15 protein-coding genes and 1 pseudogene are annotated in these 20,445 nt (G+C 72.1%); 9 read left to right on the forward strand and 7 right to left on the reverse strand.

Annotated elements, in window-relative coordinates:
- Positions 1-61: 61 nt before the first annotated feature.
- Complete coding sequence (locus ACFYNU_RS25190; RefSeq protein WP_356588764.1) at positions 62-370, forward strand: SCO4225 family membrane protein; 309 nt, start codon at positions 62-64, stop codon at positions 368-370.
- Positions 371-383: 13 nt separating this feature from the next.
- Here the strand turns inward: ACFYNU_RS25190 and ACFYNU_RS25195 are convergent, their stop codons facing one another.
- From ACFYNU_RS25195 to ACFYNU_RS25210, 4 genes are all read right to left on the reverse strand, one after another.
- A complete protein-coding gene (locus ACFYNU_RS25195) occupies positions 384-2,525 on the reverse strand; it encodes a serine/threonine-protein kinase (RefSeq protein ID WP_356588762.1) in 2,142 nt (713 codons plus the stop codon).
- 127 nt (positions 2,526-2,652) lie between these two features.
- Complete coding sequence (locus ACFYNU_RS25200; RefSeq protein ID WP_356588760.1) at positions 2,653-4,839, reverse strand: PQQ-binding-like beta-propeller repeat protein; 2,187 nt, start codon at positions 4,837-4,839, stop codon at positions 2,653-2,655.
- A complete protein-coding gene (locus tag ACFYNU_RS25205; protein WP_356588758.1) occupies positions 4,839-5,876 on the reverse strand; it encodes a serine/threonine protein kinase in 1,038 nt (345 codons plus the stop codon). The genes ACFYNU_RS25200 and ACFYNU_RS25205 overlap by 1 nt, the downstream gene beginning before the upstream one ends.
- Positions 5,877-5,884: 8 nt before the next feature.
- Positions 5,885-6,748 (reverse strand): TetR family transcriptional regulator, encoded by an 864-nt coding sequence (locus tag ACFYNU_RS25210; protein WP_356588756.1) that lies wholly within the window; start codon positions 6,746-6,748, stop codon positions 5,885-5,887.
- Between the two features lie 102 nt (positions 6,749-6,850).
- On the opposite strand from ACFYNU_RS25210, the gene ACFYNU_RS25215 reads away from it, so the two are divergent.
- Entirely contained in the window at positions 6,851-7,783 is a 933-nt protein-coding gene (locus ACFYNU_RS25215) for a zinc-binding dehydrogenase (RefSeq protein ID WP_356588754.1), read from the forward strand.
- 81 nt (positions 7,784-7,864) lie between these two features.
- Here the strand turns inward: ACFYNU_RS25215 and ACFYNU_RS25220 are convergent, their stop codons facing one another.
- Together ACFYNU_RS25220 and ACFYNU_RS25225 are read right to left on the reverse strand one after the other, a co-directional pair.
- On the reverse strand, positions 7,865-9,592 hold the full coding sequence (locus tag ACFYNU_RS25220; RefSeq protein WP_356588752.1) for a lysyl oxidase family protein: 1,728 nt from the start codon (positions 9,590-9,592) through the stop codon (positions 7,865-7,867).
- Positions 9,593-9,878: 286 nt separating this feature from the next.
- Positions 9,879-12,575 (reverse strand): polysaccharide lyase family 8 super-sandwich domain-containing protein, encoded by a 2,697-nt coding sequence (locus tag ACFYNU_RS25225; RefSeq protein WP_356588750.1) that lies wholly within the window; start codon positions 12,573-12,575, stop codon positions 9,879-9,881.
- Between the two features lie 167 nt (positions 12,576-12,742).
- Here ACFYNU_RS25225 and ACFYNU_RS25230 point away from each other — a divergent pair, with 167 nt between their 5' ends.
- From ACFYNU_RS25230 to ACFYNU_RS25260, 7 genes and pseudogenes are all read left to right on the forward strand, one after another.
- Positions 12,743-13,267 (forward strand): PadR family transcriptional regulator, encoded by a 525-nt coding sequence (locus ACFYNU_RS25230; protein ID WP_356588748.1) that lies wholly within the window; start codon positions 12,743-12,745, stop codon positions 13,265-13,267.
- Positions 13,264-14,007, forward strand: a pseudogene (locus tag ACFYNU_RS25235) (ABC transporter ATP-binding protein); the annotation flags it as partial. The gene ACFYNU_RS25230 and the pseudogene ACFYNU_RS25235, both read left to right, overlap by 4 nt.
- A 167-nt stretch (positions 14,008-14,174) precedes the next feature.
- The gene (locus ACFYNU_RS25240; RefSeq protein WP_356588746.1) at positions 14,175-16,634 is read left to right on the forward strand and encodes an FtsX-like permease family protein; all 2,460 of its coding nucleotides are present in this window, start codon (positions 14,175-14,177) and stop codon (positions 16,632-16,634) included.
- Between the two features lie 228 nt (positions 16,635-16,862).
- Entirely contained in the window at positions 16,863-17,096 is a 234-nt protein-coding gene (locus ACFYNU_RS25245) for a DUF6243 family protein (protein WP_356588744.1), read from the forward strand.
- 83 nt (positions 17,097-17,179) lie between these two features.
- Positions 17,180-17,413 carry a hypothetical protein gene (locus ACFYNU_RS25250; RefSeq protein ID WP_356588742.1) on the forward strand — a complete coding sequence of 78 codons (234 nt, stop codon included), beginning with the start codon at positions 17,180-17,182 and terminating at the stop codon, positions 17,411-17,413.
- Positions 17,358-17,999 (forward strand): GNAT family protein, encoded by a 642-nt coding sequence (locus ACFYNU_RS25255; protein WP_356588740.1) that lies wholly within the window; start codon positions 17,358-17,360, stop codon positions 17,997-17,999. The genes ACFYNU_RS25250 and ACFYNU_RS25255 overlap by 56 nt, the downstream gene beginning before the upstream one ends.
- 245 nt (positions 18,000-18,244) lie before the next feature.
- On the forward strand, positions 18,245-19,828 hold the full coding sequence (locus tag ACFYNU_RS25260) for a glycoside hydrolase family 3 N-terminal domain-containing protein (RefSeq protein ID WP_356588738.1): 1,584 nt from the start codon (positions 18,245-18,247) through the stop codon (positions 19,826-19,828).
- A gap of 66 nt (positions 19,829-19,894) precedes the next feature.
- Here the strand turns inward: ACFYNU_RS25260 and ACFYNU_RS25265 are convergent, their stop codons facing one another.
- Positions 19,895-20,296: a VOC family protein gene (locus ACFYNU_RS25265; RefSeq protein WP_356588737.1), complete on the reverse strand. Its 402-nt coding sequence runs from the start codon at positions 20,294-20,296 to the stop codon at positions 19,895-19,897.
- Positions 20,297-20,445 lie beyond the last annotated feature (149 nt).

A 20,445-nucleotide genomic window follows, 5' to 3' on the forward strand; every position in this document is an offset into this window, starting at 1 on the left:
ACCGACCGACCCCGACTCACTTCATCCGACCCGACCAGGACCCATCTAGGAGTGCACTGCCGTGTCCGCTTCCGTCACCCGTCGAGTGCGCCACGCGCTCAGCGACATCTTCGCCCTCGGCTACCTCGCCGTCTGCGCCGCCCTGATCATCTGGGCGGTGGTGGTGACCGTCACCGACGACACCGGCGAGTCCATGGCCGGCGTCATCCCGACGCTCGCCACCGCCCCGGGCAGCCTGGTGATGCTCGCGCTGCCGGACAGCGGTGCGGCGATGGTCGCCTCCATCGTTCTCGGGGCGCTCGTCAACGCCACCGTCATCGGGCTGTGCTCCCGCGCGCTGCGCCGTGGCAACAGGCCCGACCCGGCCTGATCGACACGATCCCCTAGAACACCGGCAGGGCGCTGAGCGTCGCGCCGTCGAGCACGAACACGCGGTTCGCGTCGGCCTCCAGCCAGTAGGCGTCCGGGTTCTTGATGATCCGGAACACCCATGTCGGCCGACCCTCCGCGGACAGGTCGACGACATTGATGCCGGCCTCCGTCCTGGTGACGGTGACCGACCAGAAGCCGTCCCCCTGGACGACGAGCGGGCTGGGCGGGTCGCATTCCAGGAGACCCGAGTAGACCCAGTCGCTCGGCTTTCCGTCCCGCAGGTCGTAACGGAGCGGGAATTGGCGTACGGAGGCGTACACATGCCTGCCGTGAATGGTGGGCGGGCCCCAGAACACCGGTGCCCCGTCCGGCGGTTCCGGATTCTCCGCCGCCCAGAGCTGCCGTCCGCCGGTGAGGTCGACGGCGGAGAGGCGCTTGCCGGTCACGCACAACGTGCGTCCCGACAGGGCGAGTTTGGCCCGGCCGCCCTCCACGGACTGGTCCCGCCGTTCCCACACCGTACGGCCGTCGCTCGCGTCGAGGGCGACGACGCCGCCGTCCGCCGTGGCGACGACCAGCACACCGTCCGCCGCCAGTCCCCGTGACGCCGCCTTCGTACCGAGGTCCGCGTCGACCCGCGCCGTCCAGCGGATCTTGGCGTCGCCGCGGCCCACGGCCCGTACGCGGCCGTCCTCCGTGATCAGATACACCGCTTCGTCGTCCGCCGCGAGGAGCGAGGACGCCTCGGCGGGCGATGTCCACTTGGGGGCGCCGGTGGACGCGACGAACGTCACCAGGGCGCCGGTTCGGTCGACGGCCGCCACCAACTCGTCGGAGAGCGAGAGATACCGGCGCGCGGCCACCGCCTCCGGCGCCGACCAGCGCAGTGCGCCGTCCACCACGCCGCGCGCCGCGATGCCGCCCTTGGCCGCGCCGACGATGATCACGTCGCGTACGGGGAGAGGCGCCGGGGTGTCCTTGGCGAGCGCCGATGTGACGCTCCAGAGCGGATCGGGGGCCTCGCCGAGGACGTAGTCGCCCTTCTTCGCGTCCAGGATCCGGGCCTTCGGGGTCGCCACGGCCGGCGGGATGTCGAAGGGCCCGTCGCGGTCCGTCCGCCAGTTCCACCACGCGGCGCCGCCGCCGCCGACGGCGAGTACGGACCCGCCGATCGCGAGGCCCGTCAGCAGCCGGCGCCGGGAGACCGAGCGCGGCGCGGCCGGTCCGCCGGGCAGTGTGGTCAGCCGGTGGAGGTGCTGTTCGCGGGTCGATATGTCCTGGGCGATGGGGCCGCCGCGCCAGGCCCGTCCGGCGCCTCGGGGCGGGGCGAAGGCCTGCGACAGCTGCTCGGGCAGGGGGCGCGAAGCGGGGTCCTTGGCGAGGCACGGGCCGATCAGCGGCCTGAGCGCGGGCGGTACGCGGTCCAGGCGCGGCTCGCCGTGCACGACCTCGTACTGTACGGCCGCGACGTGCCCGCCCTCGTACGCGCGCTGTCCGCTCGCCGCGTGGACCAGGACGGCCCCCAGCGAGAACACGTCGGCGGGCGGGCCGACGCGTCGGCCGAGGACCTGCTCGGGCGCGCCGTAGCCGGGGGTGACCGGGACCTGGCCGGTGGTGGTGAGCGTGAGGCCGTGTTCGGGGCGGGCGATGCCGAAGTCGATGACGCGCGGGCCCGTCGTGGTGAGCACGATGTTCGCGGGCTTGAGGTCCCGGTGCACGAGCCCGGCGGCGTGGATGTCGCGCAGCGCGAGGGCCAGCGCGGTGGCCAGGGCCCGCACCGTCGGTTCGTCGAGCGGGCCGTGGGAGCGTACGGCGTCCTCCAGCGTCGGCCCGGTCAGGAACTCGCTGGCTATCCAGGGGCGCCCGCCCTCCGTCCTGGCGTCCAGGACACGGGCCACGGATCCGCCGGTGACGGCCCTGGCCATCTGCGCCTCGCGCACGAACCGCTGGGTCAGGTTCTGATCGTGCGCCAGATGCGGGTGCAGCACCTTCACGGCGGCGGGGTGGCCCTCGGCGTCCTGGCCGACGTAGACCTTGCCCATGCCTCCCTCGCCCAGCACGGCGAGGACGCGGTAGGGGCCGAGTCGGATCGGGTCTCCGGATTCCAGGGGCTTCATGCCGGTGCCGCTTTCTGTGGTCTTGCCGCTTGCCACTTGCTGTTTGTCGCTCGGCTGTTGCTGTACGCCGTCCGCTGTATGCCGTCCGCCGCCCCCGTCCGCCGCCCCCGTCCGCCGTAGCCCGTTTGCCGTCCCCGTCCGCCGTCCGCCGTTTGCCGTCCGCTCACGCGAGTGGGTACGCGGCGGTGGACGAGCCACCCACGGCGATCAGCCGCCGGGCGGGTTCATGGGCGAAGTACCGTGCCCCGGAGGCCTTGAAAGGGCGGGCCGCGGCGCCGGTGCGCAGGTCCGCGGCCACCAGTCCCGAGGCGGCCTTGCTGTACACGTACGCGATACCGACCACGGGTGGCGCGTCCAGGTCGGCGGCCGTGACCGCGCGCTTCTTCTCGGCCCAGCGCAGGGTGCCGTCGGCGGCGTCGAGCGCGAGCGTGCCGCGCCCCTCCTCCACCGCGTACACCACGCCGTCCTTGACGGCGGGCGGGCCGAAGCGGGCCCCCGGCGCGCCGTCCTCGAAGCGCCAGGACTCCTTGCCGTCGGCCAGCCGGAGCGCGACGAGTTCGCCGGTCGACGGGTAGACATGGCGGGCGTCGACCGCCAAATGGGCCTGGCCGAAGGCCGGTTGGTCGTTGTCGAGCGGCCGGTCCCAGAGCGCGTCGCCGGTCCGCGCGTTGTGTACGACGAGACGCGGCTCGCCGTCCGCCGACTGCTGGACGAGCACCAGATACTCGCCCTCGACACGGGCGGAAAGGAAGTGCAGCCGCTCGGACTTGTCGGGCCGGGCGGGGAGCGGGACCTCCCAGAGCTTCTTGCCGGTACGGGTGTCGGCGCCCAGCAGGAACCAGCTCTGGTCCGCGCTGAAGCCGGTGTCCGGATGGGGTCCCCGGCCGCCGGCCAGATAGACGGCGTCGTCGGTGGCGCAGAGCAGTTGGGTGCCGAAGAGGATCGCCCGCAGGTCGTCGAACTCGGCGAACGGGTCGTTGATCGTCCCGGTCGCCGGATCGACCGTGGCGACGGCGAGCGGGTCACTCTCTTCGAGGGTGTAGTCGGCGGCGTAGATCCGCTTGCCGTCGGTGGCCGTCCGGCGCATGAAGTAGACGTCGGGGTCGGCCCACTTGGACTCGCCGGTCCGGGGATCCAGCCCCTGCACCCCGTACTCCCCGACGATGACCAGCCCGTCCAGGACGAGCGGCTGCGGAAGGATGAGCGGGTCGTCGTAGCTGGTCTTCACCTGCCAGAACAGGTCCCACTTGGGCGTCTTGGGGCCGGTGGGCGCCGGCTTGGGGTCGGCGGTGTCCTGCCCGCCGAGCCAGGCCCAGGCACCGGCGCCGGCCGCCGCCGCGCCGAGTGCGGAACTCCCGCCGAGCGCGAGGAGTCTGCGCCGTGACATGCCCGACGAGGTGGGGGAGGCGGAGCCGTTCGGACGGGTCTCGGCGAGGGCGTGTTCCAGTGGTGCGGGCAGGCGGTACGGCCGGACGTGCCAGACGCTCCCGACGAGCCGGGCGATCTCGCCGAGCAGGAGTTCGGGGAGCAGGTCCGCGAACGGGCCCGGGGCGTCTCCGAGTTGGGTGGCGAGTTCCGTGGTGGTGGGGCGCTCGGCGGGGTTCTTGGCGAGGCAGCGGGTCAGGACCGGCACCAGGGCCGACGGGACTCCGGTGAGATCGGGATCGGCGTACCGCACGCGGTAGAGCAGGTCGGCGGGCTGCCCGGTGCCGAAGGGGCCGTGGCCGGTGGCCGCGTGGACGAGCACACCCGCGAGGGCGAACACATCGCCGGCGGAGGTGTGTTCCTGGCCGGTGGCCTGCTCGGGGGACATGAAGGCGGGGGTGCCCGCTGCGGATCCGGTGCGGGTGAGGTGGTCGTCGCCGATGGCGCGGGCGATACCGAAGTCGATGACCTTGGGGCCGTCCGCCGTGAGCATGATGTTGGAGGGCTTGAGGTCGCGGTGCACGACGTCCGAGGTGTGGAGCTGGGCCAGTGCCGCGCACAGCAGGCTGCCCAGCGCGCGTACGGCGGGCTCGGGGAGCGGACCCGCGAGGGTGACGGCGTCGTCGAGGGGTGGGCCGAGCACGTACTCCGTGGCCAGCCAGGGGGTTTCGGCGAGCGGGTCGGCATCGAAGACCTGGGCACCGTGGACGGGGCCGATGACCCGGGCCGCGTCCACCTCCAGCCGGAAACGGGTACGGAAGGCGGGGTCGGTGGCCAGCCGTGCGTGCAGCGTCTTCAGCGCGGCCGTACGGCCGGTGGCCGAGCGGGCGAGATAGACGGTGCCCATGCCGCCGCTGCCGAGGCGGGCGATGAGGTGGTAGGCGCCGAGCCGGTGCGGGTCGTCGTGCGTGAGCGGGGAGAACATCAGCCGTCGGTCCAGGGCAGGGTTGCGGGGGGCGGGAGTTCGGCGGCGAGGACGTGCGCCGACTGGCGGGCGAGGGCGGTGACCACGGGGGCGGGGAGAGGTATCGGGCCCGCGGTGTCCAGGACCGTGGCCGGGGCGGCGCTGTGCAGGACCGTGGCCGGGCCTGCGGTGTCCAGGGCCGTGGGCGGGGCGGCGGTGTGCGCCGGGGGCCCGCTCGTGGCGGACTCCAGACGCGTGAGGACCTGCTGTGCCTGCGGACGTCGCGCGGGGTCGCGGGAGAGGCAGGCCGTGATCAACTCGGCGAGCGAGGGGGGCAGTTCGCCGCGTTCGGGCACGGTGTGCCCGGTCGCCGCGTACGCGAGCACCGCGCCCAGCGCGTACACGTCGCCCAGCGGACGGGGCCGTCCGCCGTCCGCCTGCTCGGGGGCGAGTGCCCCGGAGTCCAGTCCCGGCAGGCCGGCGCGCCGCTCGCCGTCCGGCGCGGCGGCCCGTACGGCCCCGAAGCAACTCAGGCGCGGGCCCTCGGTGGTGAGCAGTACGGCGTTGGGGGACAGGCCCGCGTGCGTCACGCCGTGGGTGTGCGCGGTGGTCAGTGTCCGGGCGAGGGCGGCGCCCAGGGCCCGTACGACGCGCTCCGGCAGTGGACCGCCGTTCGCCAACAGGGCGCCGGGGAGCGGGAGTACGGGGATGTAGGGCGACCTGGACCAGGGGACGCCCGCCGCGTCGCCGACCTCCTCGACCGGCTGGAACCCCGGCAGGGCGAGCCGTCGGGCGCCCTCCGCCTCGATCGACCAGCGGGTCGGGTCGGCGTCGGGGCGCGGGAGGCTGACGAGGTATGTACGGTCGCCGTCGGCGCCGCGTGCGATGAAGCGGCGTGCGGGGACGGCCTGTTGGGAGTCCGGGTCGAGCCGGCCGAGGGGGACGAAGGGCCCGATACGTGGAGGGTCGTCCTGGCGCAGCCGTTCCACGTACGAACACTCCCCCCGGATCGTGCTGGGTCCGCGACGGGCGACGGCGGCCAGCACGAGCTTACTCAAACGCCTGTTCAGGGCTGGGGGGTGGTGTCCTGGCGTGGTGTCACCGGGAAGGTGGCGGCTTCGGCGAGGGCGGTGAAGGCCCGGCGGGTGTGGGCGGAGAGGGGCTCGGACGACGGGTCGGTACGGGGTGCGGTGCCGGGCGTGTTGTCGGCCGCGGTGCCGGGTGCCGTGCCAGGGGCCCGGTCGGCCGTCTTGTCGGCCGTCTTCTCGGCCGCGGACGCCCATGTCGCCAGCGCGCAGTGGAACGCGGCGACAACCATGTCGGCGGCCAGCCGGGCGCGCGGGTCCGCCGGGTCGGGGATGTCGAGACGGCGGTACAGGACGGCCAGCGCCGCCCGGGTGGTGCGGTCGCAGAAGTGCAGACCGTGCGCGTCCATCGAGGGGGTTCGCTCGGTCAGATTGCGGCTGAGCAGGACGCGGTGCGACCACTCGTCGGTGGCTGTCCGGTCCAGCGCCGTGAGGAGGGTGTCCTGGATCAGCGCCAGTACGGGGCGGTCGGCGGGGCCGAGGTCGGCCGTTTCGAGTACGTCGAGGAACGTCAGCCACAGGTCCTGCGTGGGGGCCATCGCGACGTCTTCCTTGCTGGTGAAGTAGCGGAAGAACGTGCGCTTGGAGATCTCCACGGAGTCGCACAACTCGTCGAGCGTCACCTTGTCGAAGCCGCGCTCCGTGAACAGCTCCAGTGAGGTGTCCACCAGGAGCTGACGGGTGCGCCGCTTCTTGCGCTCACGCAGCGACGACGACGGGCCGGACGGCGAAGACGACGGCAGACCCGACGACGAGCCCGACGACAGACCCGGCGGCGACGACAGCGAAGTCGACAGCGGGCCCGACGGCGAAGGCTGGGGAGATGCGGGCGGCGCGGTGCTCATGACCTCACCGTACCCGAGAAGCGAATGCCCCTTGTGCGCTTATGCCACTCAGTGGCACATTGGGCGGGTCGAGCCCTTGGCCTCCAGGAAAGGCGTTCTCTCGTGCGCGCTCTGCTTGTCGACCACTCCACGCCCGCCGGTCTGCGCCTCGGCGAGGCCCCCGACCCCGACCCCGCGCCCAACCAGGCCCTGGTGCGGGTCGCCGCGACCTCCCTCAACCACGGCGAGGTCCGGTTCATCCTCCGCGAGGCCCCCGACGGCGCCATACTCGGCTGGGACGCGGCCGGAGTCGTCGAACGCGCGGCGGCCGACGGTTCCGGCCCGCCCGTCGGTACGCCCGTGGTGACGCTGGGACCCGACGGCGCCTGGGCCGAACTCCGCGCCGTGCGCACCGACTTGATGGGTACGGTCCCGGCCGGCGCCGATCTCGGGGCCATCAGCACCGTCCCCGTGGCGGGCGCCAGCGCCCTGCGCGCGCTGCGCCGGATCGGTTCGATCGTCGGCCGGCGGATCCTGGTCACCGGCGCGACGGGCGGCACCGGGCGGTACGCCGTACAACTCGCCCGGCTCGGCGGCGCGCACGTCATCGCCTCCACCGGCGACCCGGACACCCACGGGGACAGCCTGCGGGCGCTCGGCGCGCACGAGGTGGTCGCGGGTCCCGCCGCCCTCGGCGCGCCCGTCGACGGGGTCGTCGATCTGGTGGGCGGCTCCCAACTCGTCGACGCCTTCGCGCGATTGAAGCCGGGCGGGACGCTGGTCTCCGTCGGCCATGCCGCGGTCGGCGAGGGGGAGAACTTCCCTTACGGCGCGCTCTACGGCAACGATGGACGCCACGACCGCTCGCTCGTCACCTTCTATCTGCCCGAATGCCCGGACCTCGGGCCGGACCTCGCCCTGCTCGCGGCCAAGGTCGCCGCCGCCGAACTCGACGCCCAGGTCTCGTGGCGCGGTGGCTGGGACAAGGCGCCGGAGGCGATCGAGGCCCTTGTCGAACGCCGCCTGCACGGCAAGGCCGTCCTCGACCTGCGGTGATCCGAAACCGAGTCCGGATACGGCGTCGGCCCCCGGGTGGAGGTCCCGGGGGCCGACAGTCGAACTACGTCACAACAGAGGTCAGTTGGAGTTGACCAGGTCGTGCGCCGGCACCTTCACCGTGCGCGCGCCCGGCTTGCCGCCGAGGACGACCTTGCGCAGCGCGCTGTTGTTGGTGAGGCTCGTCTCCTTGAGACGGTTCTCGGGGTTGGCGAGCACCTGGATGTAGTAGGTGCCGTTCGCCAGGTTGGTGATGTCGAAGGACTGGCCCGGCAGGTCCTGCGTGTACGTGTCGCCGGAGCCGACGTCCAGCACCTCACGGACGGAGATCGAGTTCTCCTGGCCGCACGCGGTGGACAGGTCGGTGTTGCCCGGGTGCCAGTTGGCGTTCTTCACCGTGTAGTCGACGGCGTCGGTGTTCGCCAGGCAGAACGCCTCCTTGCCGCTGCGCACCTGCTCCTTCTGGTCCGCCTTCAGCAGCCGGTAGCTGGCGAAGTCGGTGAAGTGCCAGTGCTCGTGGCCCGGACGCGGGTCCCACTCCATGGTGCCGGTGGGGGTGTAGCCGATCTGCTTGCCGTCCGCGTCGTAGAAGTACTGGTAGGCGTCCATCAGCTCCTTGCCGGGCTTGCGGAAGCCGTCCACGACGAGCTGCGCGGGGCCCGCGTTCCAGACGTTGGCGCTGAAGGCGAGGTAGTCCTTGCCCTTGACGTCCTCGCCGCCGTCGCTGATCTCGATGCCGTAGGCCGGCAGCGAACGCAGGTCGGGCTTCGGGACGTCCGGGACGGACGCCTTGCCGGTCGGGCGCTTGGCGTTGGGCTCCGCGCCCGGCGCCTGGCGGGAGCCGTCGGTGCGGCCGGGGCCGTCACCGACGGGCGCCACCGCGCTCCGCAGCGACGACTTCTTCAGCGCCCACGGCAGGGCCGGCGGGGCGGGGATGAGCGGTCCGTGGCCCACGTTGTACGAGGGGATGGCGCCGCTCGTCGGGGCGGCGGGGGCCTCGGGGCGCATCGAGCCGTGCCCGGCCATGCCCTTCATCGCCGACATGTCGTGACCGCTGTGGCCGGACGCCCCGTTCTTGGCGCGCATGCCGACGCCGCCGTCCTCGTCCTCCCAACTGCGCTCGCGGACCGTCAGCTTGATGATCTGCGGCTTGCTGGAGATGCCGAAGAGATCGCGGTACTTCTTGTTCACCGTCACCTTGGCGGTGTACTTCCCGGCGGCGAGTTCGACCGGCTCCGAGTCGAAACCGGCGTACGTGTTGGACGCCCAGCCCTTCTCCACGCCCCACACCGAACCGAGCGTGAACGCGTTCGGCGGGCAGCTCTCCGGGTACTTCGACTTCGCCGGGCCGTCCGGGTCGATCCGGCCGGCGGCGTTGTTCGGGCAGTACTTCTCGCTCTTGTTGAGCACGACCTTGCGGTTCGTGTCCGTGATGCTGATCTGGGCGAAGTCCGGGAGTCCGGAGAAGTCCTTCACCAGTCCCGCGGGCAGCGTCTTGCTGGTGGTCTTGTCGCCCTCGTGGATGATCTGCTCGATGACGACCGGGTCCTTGTACGACTTGCGGGTCACCTTGAGCTCGAACGGCCCGCCCTCGGCCGTGAGGTAGGTGCCGAGGTCGAGGTAGACGCCCGGGTCCTCCTTCCACGAGTCGAGAGTCAGCGAGTTGGTCGCGGCGATCAGGCTGAGCTTCGGCGTGGTCTGCGCCGAGACGCCGTCGGGCGCCGCGGCCACGACACCGGCGGTCACGGCAAGCGCCGCGGTGGCGGCCATCGCCGAGCGCCGAAGCCGGGCCTGGTGCGTTCTGGTCATCGTTCCTCGTTTTCCGAGTTGTCCGGTTGCCTGCGTGGACGGTGTGGACGAACAGCCGGCGCGAAGCGAGGTAACGGACTCTGATCGCGGAACTGTCTCCCTGCCAGTGAGAGGCGGGAGAGGGTGCTGTGGGTTGTCTGTGAACCCGGGACATCTGAATCGTTGGCCGAAAGGTGATGTCAGCTGCCGGATCCGGTCGTTTTCACGGTGTTCACGGCAGGCGCGTGATCCGGTCGTGGTACCGCGGGCGGCGGCTCGTGGCGGGCCGGTGGCGCGGTTCGCCGCGCTACCGCAGCCGGGCCGTCAGGCTGCGGCCGTGCGTCTGGTGCGTGTCGACGTCGATACGGGTGCCCCCGAGGACCCTGCGGACGCGCACCCCGTCGTCGGCCGACACCGCGCGCAGCCAACGGCCGCGCAGGGTGACCGAGACCGTCCTCCGCTCCGTGGTCGGGTCGGACACCGCGATCGACAGCGAGCCGTCGCGTGATGTCCGCAGGAGCACCGACGCGGCGCCGTCGATCGTCAGACGGCCGGCGTGGTGGGTGCCGGGCGCGAAGGTGTTGGCGGCGAGGAGGGAAAGGCCGCGGTGTTCGACGGCCTGGACGCGGGTGGTGTTGGCGACGACCGACAGCGGGCCGCGTCCGTGCCCGTGCCCAGGTCCGCCCCGGGGCCCGTACCCGCGTCCGTACGCCGTCAACTGCCGCTCCGTGGCGTTGGGTACGAGCGCGTAGGCCGTCGACAGCCGCCGCGCGCCCGCCGGTTGGTCGAGGGAGAGCGAGAAGACCCGCTTGGTGACCGGGGTGTCGGGGTTGGACGTACGCACGACGCGCCGGCTCCTGGTGACCGTGTCGAGCGCGACGGTCGGACGAATCGCGCCGTTCCCGTCCGAAGGCGTGCCGTCGCGCCCGTCCGGATGAACGCCGTCGTTCCCGTCCGTACGAATGCCGCCGTCCCCGCCCCGGTCCAGGAACACGTATCCGACGGACACCCCCTGCCCGGCGTCCGCGTAGCGCAGCCAGTCCACCGGGCCCGGAGCCGTACCGCCGCCCGACCACTCGGCGCCGTCCCGCAGCCGCCCGGTGACCGTGACGGTGTCCGTCGGGGCGGCGATCCTGCTGTCGAGCGTCGTCGTCACCGCCCGGCCCGCCGGGTCACCGACCCCGGCCGCCAGGACGACGATCTCGTCGTCGAACATGAACCACGACTTGGTGGCGGCGGCGTTCCGGTGGACGACGAAGTCGTCGGGCAGCTCGCCGGCCTGCTTCGCGGCGTACGCGACGTCGTCGCCGAGCACGAGCGCGACCGCGCCGTACGTGCCCAGACGGGCGCCCCCGGAAAGGGTGTTGGTGCCGCGCGGGAAGTAGACGTAGGTGTTCTGCGACTCGGAGGACGAGGTGAAGCCGCGCTCCGGGTTGTCGTACCACGCCGTGCCGTACAGCTCGGGGATCGTCCGCCGCGTCTCCACGGGAGCGGTGACGCCCGCCAGCCGGTACGGCGACACGGTCGTGTAGTGGTCGATACCGAAGGCGAGCGTCTGGTCCTGGCCCGCGAGGTACAGATGGTGCGCGCCGTCGCCCTGGAACCACGGCATCAGGTTCTCGCCGCTCATGTACTCGTACTTGCTGATCCGGTTCGAGCTGCGCGCCAGCGCGAACGCGTAACCGGGCCGCCGGTGCACGGTCCTGTCCATCGCGTTGAACGCGGTGTGGCTCGCGGCGTCCCCGAGGTCCGCCGCCGGTACGGACGCGTCGGCGAGGATGTCGGCGTACAGCGCGACGCTGACCGGTGAGACGAAGACGGCCGGATCCAGCGCGGCCTTCGACGTCTGCCGTACGAACTTCACATAGCCCTTCAGGGCGGTGGCGTCGGAACCGGTCGCGTGGCCCGAGAGGTCCACGACGGCCTCCACGACGACGGCGACGTCCGTGTACCCCGACGCGGTGCGCGACACCCCGCGCCCCTTGACGATCTCCATCATCCAGCCCTCGAAGACCAGCGGCGCGAAGCCGTCGGCGACCCAGCCCTGCACGACGGCCACCAGATCGGCCGTGTCGATGTAGTCGGTGCCCTCAAGGATCTTGACGGTCTGTACGGCGCGGGTGAGCAGCACCTTGCCGTACGAGCCGGTGTAGGCGACGGAGTCGTGCTGGATGAAGGAGCCGTCGGCGTAGAAGCCGTCGGTGACGCCGTGCCGCGGGTTGTACGGATCGACCGTCGCGTACACGGTCAGCTGGTCGGCGACGGCCTTCGTGATCCGCGCGTCGTCGCCGGTGACGGCGCCCTGGAGGATGCGGTTGGTGGTGATGTCGGCGAGGTTGGCGCCGGTGTGGAAGCGCGAGTCGAGGTCGACGTCGCCGTCCTTGCCGTTGCGCAGATAGGCGTCCATCGAGGTGAGATACGTGGCGGCCAACCCGGGCCGGTACGCGGCGAGTTCGTCCTTCAGGAGGACGAGGGTCCTGCTGACGCTCGCGGAGATGCCGATCTCCCAGTTGAACCAGTTGCCGTAGTAGCCCTTCGACTGGTCGCCGTAGTACGTGTCGTGGAGCAGCGCCAGGGCGTCGATGACACGGCGCTGGACGGCCGCGTTGTCGCGGAGGTCGGACGGGGCGGGCCCGGGGGCGCGGGTGGCGAGGGCGATCTCGTACAGGTACTGGTACGAGGTGTTGAGGTTCGCGTCGCTCGTGCCGAGCGGCAGGCCCTTGAACAGCTCGCCGGGTCCGGCGCCGTCCAGTGCGGCGAGGCGGGTGCGGGCCGTCGAGGTGAGGGCGGCGAGCTTGGCGGCGGTCTCCGGGCGGGCGTTGGACTCGGCGGTGCCGGCGAAGATCGCGAGGGTGTTGGCGAGGAGCGCGGTGTGGTTGGCGCCGGGCTCGGCCGCGCTCGCGGAGGCGGGCCGCGCGGCGGCGCCGGCGCGCAGGGGAGCGGCCGTGGCGAGGAGGGCGGACGCGGGCAGCATCGTCAGCAGGGTGCGGCGCGAGAGCGGCAAGGGACTGCTCCAGACTCGGCAAATTCGGCGAACTCAGGCCAGAAAGCGCTTGCGGCATCCAAACAACCGGGGTTGTACCTGTCAATCGATCCGGGCCGCCGGCGGATCACGGCCTCGGCGACCCCCGCTATACACGGCATGTATACGCCGTATGTACAGTGTCCGGCATGTCAATCGGTCACACCCTCCTCGGGCTCCTCGAATCAGGCCCCCAGCACGGCTACAACCTGAAGCGCGCCTTCGACGACTCCTTCGGCCACGATCGCCCCCTGCACTACGGGCAGGTCTACTCGACCATGTCCCGGCTGCTGAAGAACGGGCTCGTCGAGGTCGACGGCATGGAGGCCGGGGGAGGGCCCGAGCGGAAGCGGTACGCGATCACCGAGGCCGGCATCACCGATGTCGAGCGCTGGCTCGCGCAGCCGGAGAAGCCGGAGCCGTATCTCCAGTCGACCCTCTATACGAAGGTCGTCATCTCGCTGCTCACCGGCCGCAGCGCCGCCGATCTGCTCGACACGCAGCGGGCCGAGCATCTGCGGCTGATGCGCGTCCTGACCGAGCGCAAGCGGGGCGGAGACCTCTCGGACCAGCTCATCTGCGACCACGCGCTGTTCCATCTGGAAGCCGATCTGCGCTGGCTGGAGCTGACCGCCGCCCGCCTGGACAAGCTCGCCGAGGAAGTAAACCGATGACCCCCGCGCCCCGGACCCCTGCGCCCCGAACCTCCGCCACCAAGACCCCCGCGCCCCGAACCCCCGCGGCCCCCGAAGGGTCGCTGCTCGCCGCGTACGACCTGCACAAGACGTACGGCTCCACCCCCGCCCTCGACGGCGCCTCGTTCTCGATCCACGCCGGCGAGGTCGTCGCCGTCATGGGCCCCTCGGGATCCGGCAAGTCGACGCTGCTGCACTGTCTCGCCGGCATCGTGTCCGCCGACTCGGGGACCATCAGCTACCAGGGCCGCGACCTCACCGAGCTGTCCGACGGCGCCCGCAGCACGCTGCGCCGTACGGACTTCGGCTTCGTCTTCCAGTTCGGTCAGCTCGTGCCCGAGCTGACCTGCCTGGAGAACGTGGCGCTGCCGCTGCGCCTCAGCGGCACCCGCCGTAAGGAGGCCGAGCGGATCGCCCTGGAGTGGATGGAGCGGCTGGAGGTCACCGACGCACGGGCCAAGCGCCCCGGCGAGGTCTCCGGCGGCCAGGGACAGCGCGTCGCGGTCGCCCGCTCGCTCGTCACCTCGCCGCGTGTGCTCTTCGCCGACGAGCCGACCGGAGCGCTCGACTCGCTCAACGGCGAGCGCGTGATGGAGCTGCTGACCGGCGCGGCGCGGTCGGCGGGCACGGCCGTGGTGCTGGTCACGCACGAGGTGCGGGTCGCCGCCTACTCCGACCGCGAGGTCGTCGTACGGGACGGCCGTACGCGCGACATGGACGCGTACGTCAACGGAGGCGGCGGCGCGCACGGCGGCGGCGTGGGCCGGACCGGCGGGGACGGCGGCAGTCGGGACGGCGGCGCGGGGCGCGCGGGCGGGGACGGCGGGAGTCGGGGCGGCGGCGTGGGGCGCGCGGGCGGAGACGGCGGCGGCGTGGGGCGCGCGGCATGACGCTCCTCGACCGGGACGCGCCCCCGCACTCCCCACCGCACCCGCCACGCCCCGGCGCCGACCCCACCGCCACCCCCACCCGCGTCCCCGCCTGGCTCCGTGACCTCGCGCTCGGCATACGTTTCGCCGTGTCCGGCGGGCGCGAGGGCTGGACCCGTACGGCGCTGACCGCCGTCGGTGTCGGCCTCGGTGTCGCGCTGCTCCTCGCCGCCGCCGCCGTCCCGCAGCTCCTCGACGGGCGCGAGAGCCGCGGCGCGGCGCGCGACACCCCGAAGACCGCCTCGCAGGCGGTCGACAAGGGCAGCACGAACACCACCTTCCTCTGGGCCGAGGCGGGCACCGAGTACCGCGGCGACCCGGTCGGCGGCCGGCTGCTGCGCCCGGAAGGCGCCGACGCGCCCCCGCCGCCCGGGGTGGCGAAGATCCCCGGCCCCGGCGAGATGGTCGTCTCGCCCGCGCTGCGCGACCTGCTCGCCTCCTCCGAAGGCGCGCTGCTGGCGCAGCGGCTGGACGACCGGATCGTCGGCACGATCGGGGACGCGGGTCTGGTCGACCCCGGCGAACTGCTCTTCTACGCGGGCAGTTCGACGCTCGCCGTCGACGGTGTCGGCAACCGGTCGGCCGGCTACGGACTCGACGAGGACCCGGCGCCGCTCGACCCGCTGCTCGTCGCGCTGGTCAGCCTGATGTGCGTCGTGCTGCTCGTACCGGTGGCCATCTTCATCGCCACCGCCGTCCGCTTCGGCGGCGACCGCAGGGACCGCAGACTGGCCGCGCTGCGCCTGGTGGGGGCCGACGCCAGGACGGTGCGGCGTATCGCGGCGGGGGAGGCCCTGTCCGGGACGGTGGCCGGGCTGGCCGTCGGTGCCGCGTTCTTTCTGATCGTGCGTCAGATCGTGGGCCACGTAAGGCTCTGGGGCTACAGCGCCTTCCCGTCCGACATCACCCCGGTGCCCCTGCTGGCGCTGCTCATCGTGCTCGCGGTGCCGGTCGCCGCCGTCGTGGTCACCCAGGTCGCGCTGAGTTCGGTGGCCATCGAACCGCTCGGAGTCGTACGCGACACCGGTCCGCGCCGGCGGCGCCTGTGGTGGCGGCTGCTGCTGCCCGTGCTCGGCATCGGCATCCTCGCGACCACCGGGCGCGTGGACACCGTGGCGTCGACGGGCGGGCCGGTCTCCATCGCCGCCGGCTCGGCGTGTGTGCTGATCGGACTCGCCGGACTGCTGCCGTGGCTTGTCGAGTTGGCCGTCTCACGGCTGCGCGGCGGACCGGTCTCCTGGCAACTGGCCACCCGCAGGCTTCAGTTGAGCAGCGGTACGGCGGCGCGGGCGGTGAGCGGCATCACCGTCGCGGTCGCGGGCGCCATCGCTCTCCAGATGATGTTCGGCGTCATGCAGAAGGACTTCATGGAGATCACCGGGCAGGACACCGAACGGGCCGACTTCTACGTCACCGGCGACTACGGCGACCCCGCGCTCGCGGAGCGGATGATCCAGGAGTTCCGCGACACGAAGGGCGTCGCGAAGGTCATCGGCACCGTCGAGGTCTACGTGGCCGGCACCGGCGCTCCCACCGAGTACGGCTGGCAGCCCATCACCACCCTCACGGTGGGCAGTTGCGCCACGCTGCGCGAGATCGCCGAACTCCCCACCTGCCGGGACGGGGACACCTTCGTCGGGCACCTCGACGCCAGGGCAGCCAAGAAGGTCGGGTCGGAAGGGGTGGAGCGGCAGAACGACAACACCGACCGGGCCGCTGCCCCCGGCAGCTCCATCGACCTCACCGGCGACTACGGGGAGGGGAAGGGCAAGCCGGTGCTGTGGACGGTGCCCAGGTCGGCCCGTACCGTCGTCACCTTCCCCGATCCGATGGGGGACGTGCACGACGGCATCCTCGCCACCCCGGGCGCGCTCGGCTCCGTGAAACTGCCCGGGGCCACGGCCAGGGCCTCCATCAAGATCGACCGGTCGGTGCCGGACGCGGCCGAGTACGTACGCGGAACGGCGGCGGACATCGACCCGACCCTGCGGATCAACCCGCTGGTGGACCTGGAGCGCGACAAGCAGTACGAGAGCGTGCAGGCGGGCCTCCTGGTGGGCGGCAGCCTCACGATGACGCTGATCGCGGCCAGCCTGCTGGTCTCCCAGATCGAGCAACTGCGGGAGCGCAAGCGCCTGCTGTCCGTCCTGGTGGCGTTCGGTACGCGGCGCAGGACGCTGGTCTGGTCGGTGCTGTGGCAGACGGCGGTGCCGCTGGTGCTGGGCACGGCCCTCGCGGTCGCCGGAGGGCTCGTCCTCGGCAGATTCATGCTGGGCATCATCGGCAAGTCGAGCGGCGACTGGTGGGTCTTCGCGCCGTACGCGGCGATCGGCGCGTCAGTGATCCTGCTGGTGACGCTGGCGAGCCTGCCACCGCTGTGGCGGATGATGCGGCCGGAGGGGCTGCGCACGGAGTAGGCGAGTAGGCGAGCAGGCGGGTAGGGGGCCGGGGCGGGCGGCGATCACTGGCGTCTGCCGTGGTGTCGGCGGTGGTGGGATGACCGGGTAACGTCTTTGGCATGTTCTTCCAGACGCCGATTTACGAGTGAGAGCGTGACGGGCCCCCGCTGACGTCCCTCGATGTCACCACGCCCGTCCCCCCGCCGACGAGTCCGTAGATCACCTCACATCATTCCGGGAGAACCCATGACCGTCAGCAAGAACATCAACAACCCCGTGGGCATGGGCGGCGGCCAGCGCAAGCGGCTGTCCCGTGCCGAACGGCAGAACAACGGCCCGCACCGCAACCTCGACCGCAAGGGTGCCGCCGACCAGAAGGCGGAGCTGGTGCGCAAGATGCGCGAGAAGGCGGGCGCGGCTGCGGGCGCGGACGAGACCGAGGGCGCCGGGCAGACCGGCGACGACGCCGCACAGAGCTGACGCATCACCCGCCGCGGGGCGGCGGAGCACGGCAGCAGAGCCCGGACCACGACGCGTGGTCCGGGCTCCCGACGCCGCACGACGTGCTCCTCACCCTCAACGGCACCTTCCTGGCGCTCGCCCTGCTCGCCCTGCTCGGCCTGCTCGGCCTGCTCAGCCTCGCCGGCCGGGTGCTGCGGGTCGGCCGGCTCGTCGGCTACGGGATCACCCCGACACGTAATCCGGTCGACGCCCCGGTGGCCGATTCGGCAGGCTCTCGTCATGGAACCTCATATCTGGCCCCTGTACGACCTGCGGATCACCACGCCGCGCCTTGAACTGCGCCTGCCGGATCTGGACCGGCTGTCGGAACTGGCGGCGGTCGCCGCCGCCGGGGTGCACGACGAGGACTGGATGCCGTTCGCCGAGGCGTGGACCGATGTCGGCCCCGAGGAACGGGCGCGGGCGACCTTCCAGCATCTGCTCGGCACCGTGGCGGGCTGGACTCCCCGGAAATGGTCGCTGGGTCTGGCCGTCAGCTGCGAAGGAAAGGTGGTCGGGCGCCAGGACCTGGGCGCGACGGACTTCGCCGTGACCGGCGAGGCGCACACCGGCTCGTGGCTGGGGCTGGCCCACCAGGGGCGCGGTATCGGTACGGAGATGCGGGCGGCGGTGCTGCATCTGGCGTTCGAGGGGCTGGGGGCCCGGTACATGACGTCGGGGGCGATGGCGGACAACGCGCGGTCGCTGCGGGTGTCCTCGAAGCTCGGCTACCGGCCGGACGGGCTGGAAGTGCTGAGCGTACGGGGTCAGGCGCGCCCGCACCGGCGGCTGCGTCTGGACCGCGCGGGGTGGGAGGCGCACCGTACGGTGCCGGTCGAACTGCACGGCCTGGAGCCGTCGTTGGCGCTCTTCGGTCTGTAGACGTGGGTATGGGTGCGGGTGTGGGCTTGGGGGGGTGCGGTCCTGTCCATCCGCTCCCTCGAAGCCTCACCAAATATTCATGAACGGGCTAATCCATCAGCTTCCGGGTCGAGTTCGTACAACGCGACAGCCCGATACGTCCTTGACACGGCTATTGGTCTAAGCCAACATCCGATTGGCCTGTACCAAGTTCCGAGGCGGTTCGCTGAGCCGGCCGCCGAGCGATGCGCCTTCGGAGGACCCGCATGCAGTCGAGCAGCCGGCCGAGCAGCCGTCACCAGCAACTGACGCGTCTCGCGGGGACGGTGCTCCAGCCCGGGTTCGTGGGCACCACCGTGCCCGACTGGGTGCGCCGTGCCATCGCGAACGGCCTCACCTCCGTCGTCCTGTTCGGCCGGAACATCGTCGACCCCGAACAGGTCGCGCGCCTCACCACCGAGCTACGCGCGGAGAATCGCGACCTCATCATCGCCATCGACGAGGAGGCCGGCGACGTCACCCGGCTCGAAGCCTGGACCGGTGCGTCCCGGCCGGGCAATCTCGCGCTCGGTGCCGTGGACGACATCGACCTGACCGAGTCCGTCGCCCGCGACATCGGGCGCGAACTCCACGCCGCCGGCATCTCCCTCAACTACGCGCCCAGCGCCGACGTCAACTCCAACCCCCTCAACCCCGTCATCGGCGCCCGCTCCTTCGGCGCCCGTACGGACGTCGTCTCCCGGCACACCGCCGCCTGGGTACGCGGTCTCCAGTCGGCCGGCGTCGCCGCCTGCGCCAAGCACTTCCCCGGCCACGGCGACACCGCGGTCGACTCCCACCACGGTCTGCCGCAGGTCTCGGCGAGTGCCGAGGAGATCGCCGCCACCGCGCTGCCGCCCTTCGTCGCCGCGATGGAGGCGGGCGTACGCGTGGTGATGACCGCACACCTCCTCGCGCCCGCGTACGACCCCGAGCTGCCGGCCACACTGAGCCCCCGCATCCTCGTGGACCTGCTCCGCGGCGAGCTGGGCTTCGACGGCCTGGTGGTGACGGACGGCATCGAGATGAGCGCGGTCACCGCCCGCTACGGCATCGACGGGGCCACCGTACGGGCGGTCACCGGCGGGGCCGACGCGGTGTGCGTCGGCGGTGAGCACGCCGGTGAGGCCACCTTCGACCAGCTCACCGAAGCCCTGGTGCGAGCCGTGCTCGACGGCACCCTCCCCGAGGCCCGGATCTGCGAAGCGGCGGCGCGGGTCGCGGAGTTCGCCGCCTGGTCGGGCAGCCGTACGCGCGCCGTGACCGCCGACAACGCCGCGTCCGACATCGGCCTCGTGGCCGCCCGGCGCGCGCTGAGCGTACGGACCGAGCAGGGCCGCGAGTCGGTGCTGCCGCTCGTCGGCGCCCCGCACGTGGTGGAGCTGTCGCCGACGATGAACCTGGCCGTCGACGGGCAGACCCCGTGGGGCGTGGCGGCCCCGCTGAGTGATCTGCTGCCCGGCACGACATCCGTACGGCTGACGGAGGCCGACCTCACCGAGGCCGGTGACCTGACCCCGTCCGGCGCTCCGGCCGGATCCGGCGAACTGCCCGGCCTGCGGGACCTGCTGGACCGCAAGGTGCTCGACCCGGCGGCCGAACGCGCGCTGGTCGTCGTGGTGCGCGACGCGGCGCGGCACGGCTGGATGTCGGCGGCGATGGCACGGCTGCTGGGGAGCCGGCCCGACGCGGTGGTCGTGGAGATGGGCGTACCGAACGGCGCGGCCCCCGGCGCCGTCCATGTCGTCACCCATGGCGCGACGCGCGTCTCGGGAGTCGCGGCGGCGGAGTTCCTGGCGGGCCGCCGCTGACCCGCCCGTACGGGCACCCCCCCCACACCCTCGCGACAGCGGTGTGGGGGACGCCGCGGCGCGGTCCTACTCGGCCGCGTCCGGTACGACGTTGTCGTACGGCTGTGTGATCACTTCCAGGTAGTGACCCGCCGGATCGAGGAAATACACCCCTCGCCCGCCGTGGTTGTGATTGATCTGCCCCGGCAGCTTGCCGTGCGGATCACCGAAGAAATCGACTCCGGCGTCCTTGATCCGTCCGAAGATCCCGTCGAAATCCTCTTCGGGCACAAGGAAGGCGTAATGCTGCGGAGTGATGGACTCCTGACCGACGGTCGCGAAGTCGAGAGTGACACCGTTGCCGGTGTCGACCGGAATGAAGGGGCCCCATTCGGTGCCGATCTCCAGATCCAGGATGTGCGCCAGGAATTCGGCGGATGCCCGGTTGTCCCGGGAGTGAACGATCGTGTGATTCAGCTCTACTGACACTGTGGAATGCCTCCAGAGGCATCTCACGGGAACCTCCACGCCTCACCCGGCCGGTGACCGACGCGCGATGCCCACCGGGATCGTAAACGCCGGCGAAGGCTCGCTCCACCCCTTTCCCGCCCGCCCACCCCCCCCGTGGGGGCCTGTGG

Source organism: Streptomyces sp. NPDC006643, assembly GCF_042870175.1.
Classification (GTDB): Bacteria; Actinomycetota; Actinomycetes; order Streptomycetales; family Streptomycetaceae; genus Streptomyces.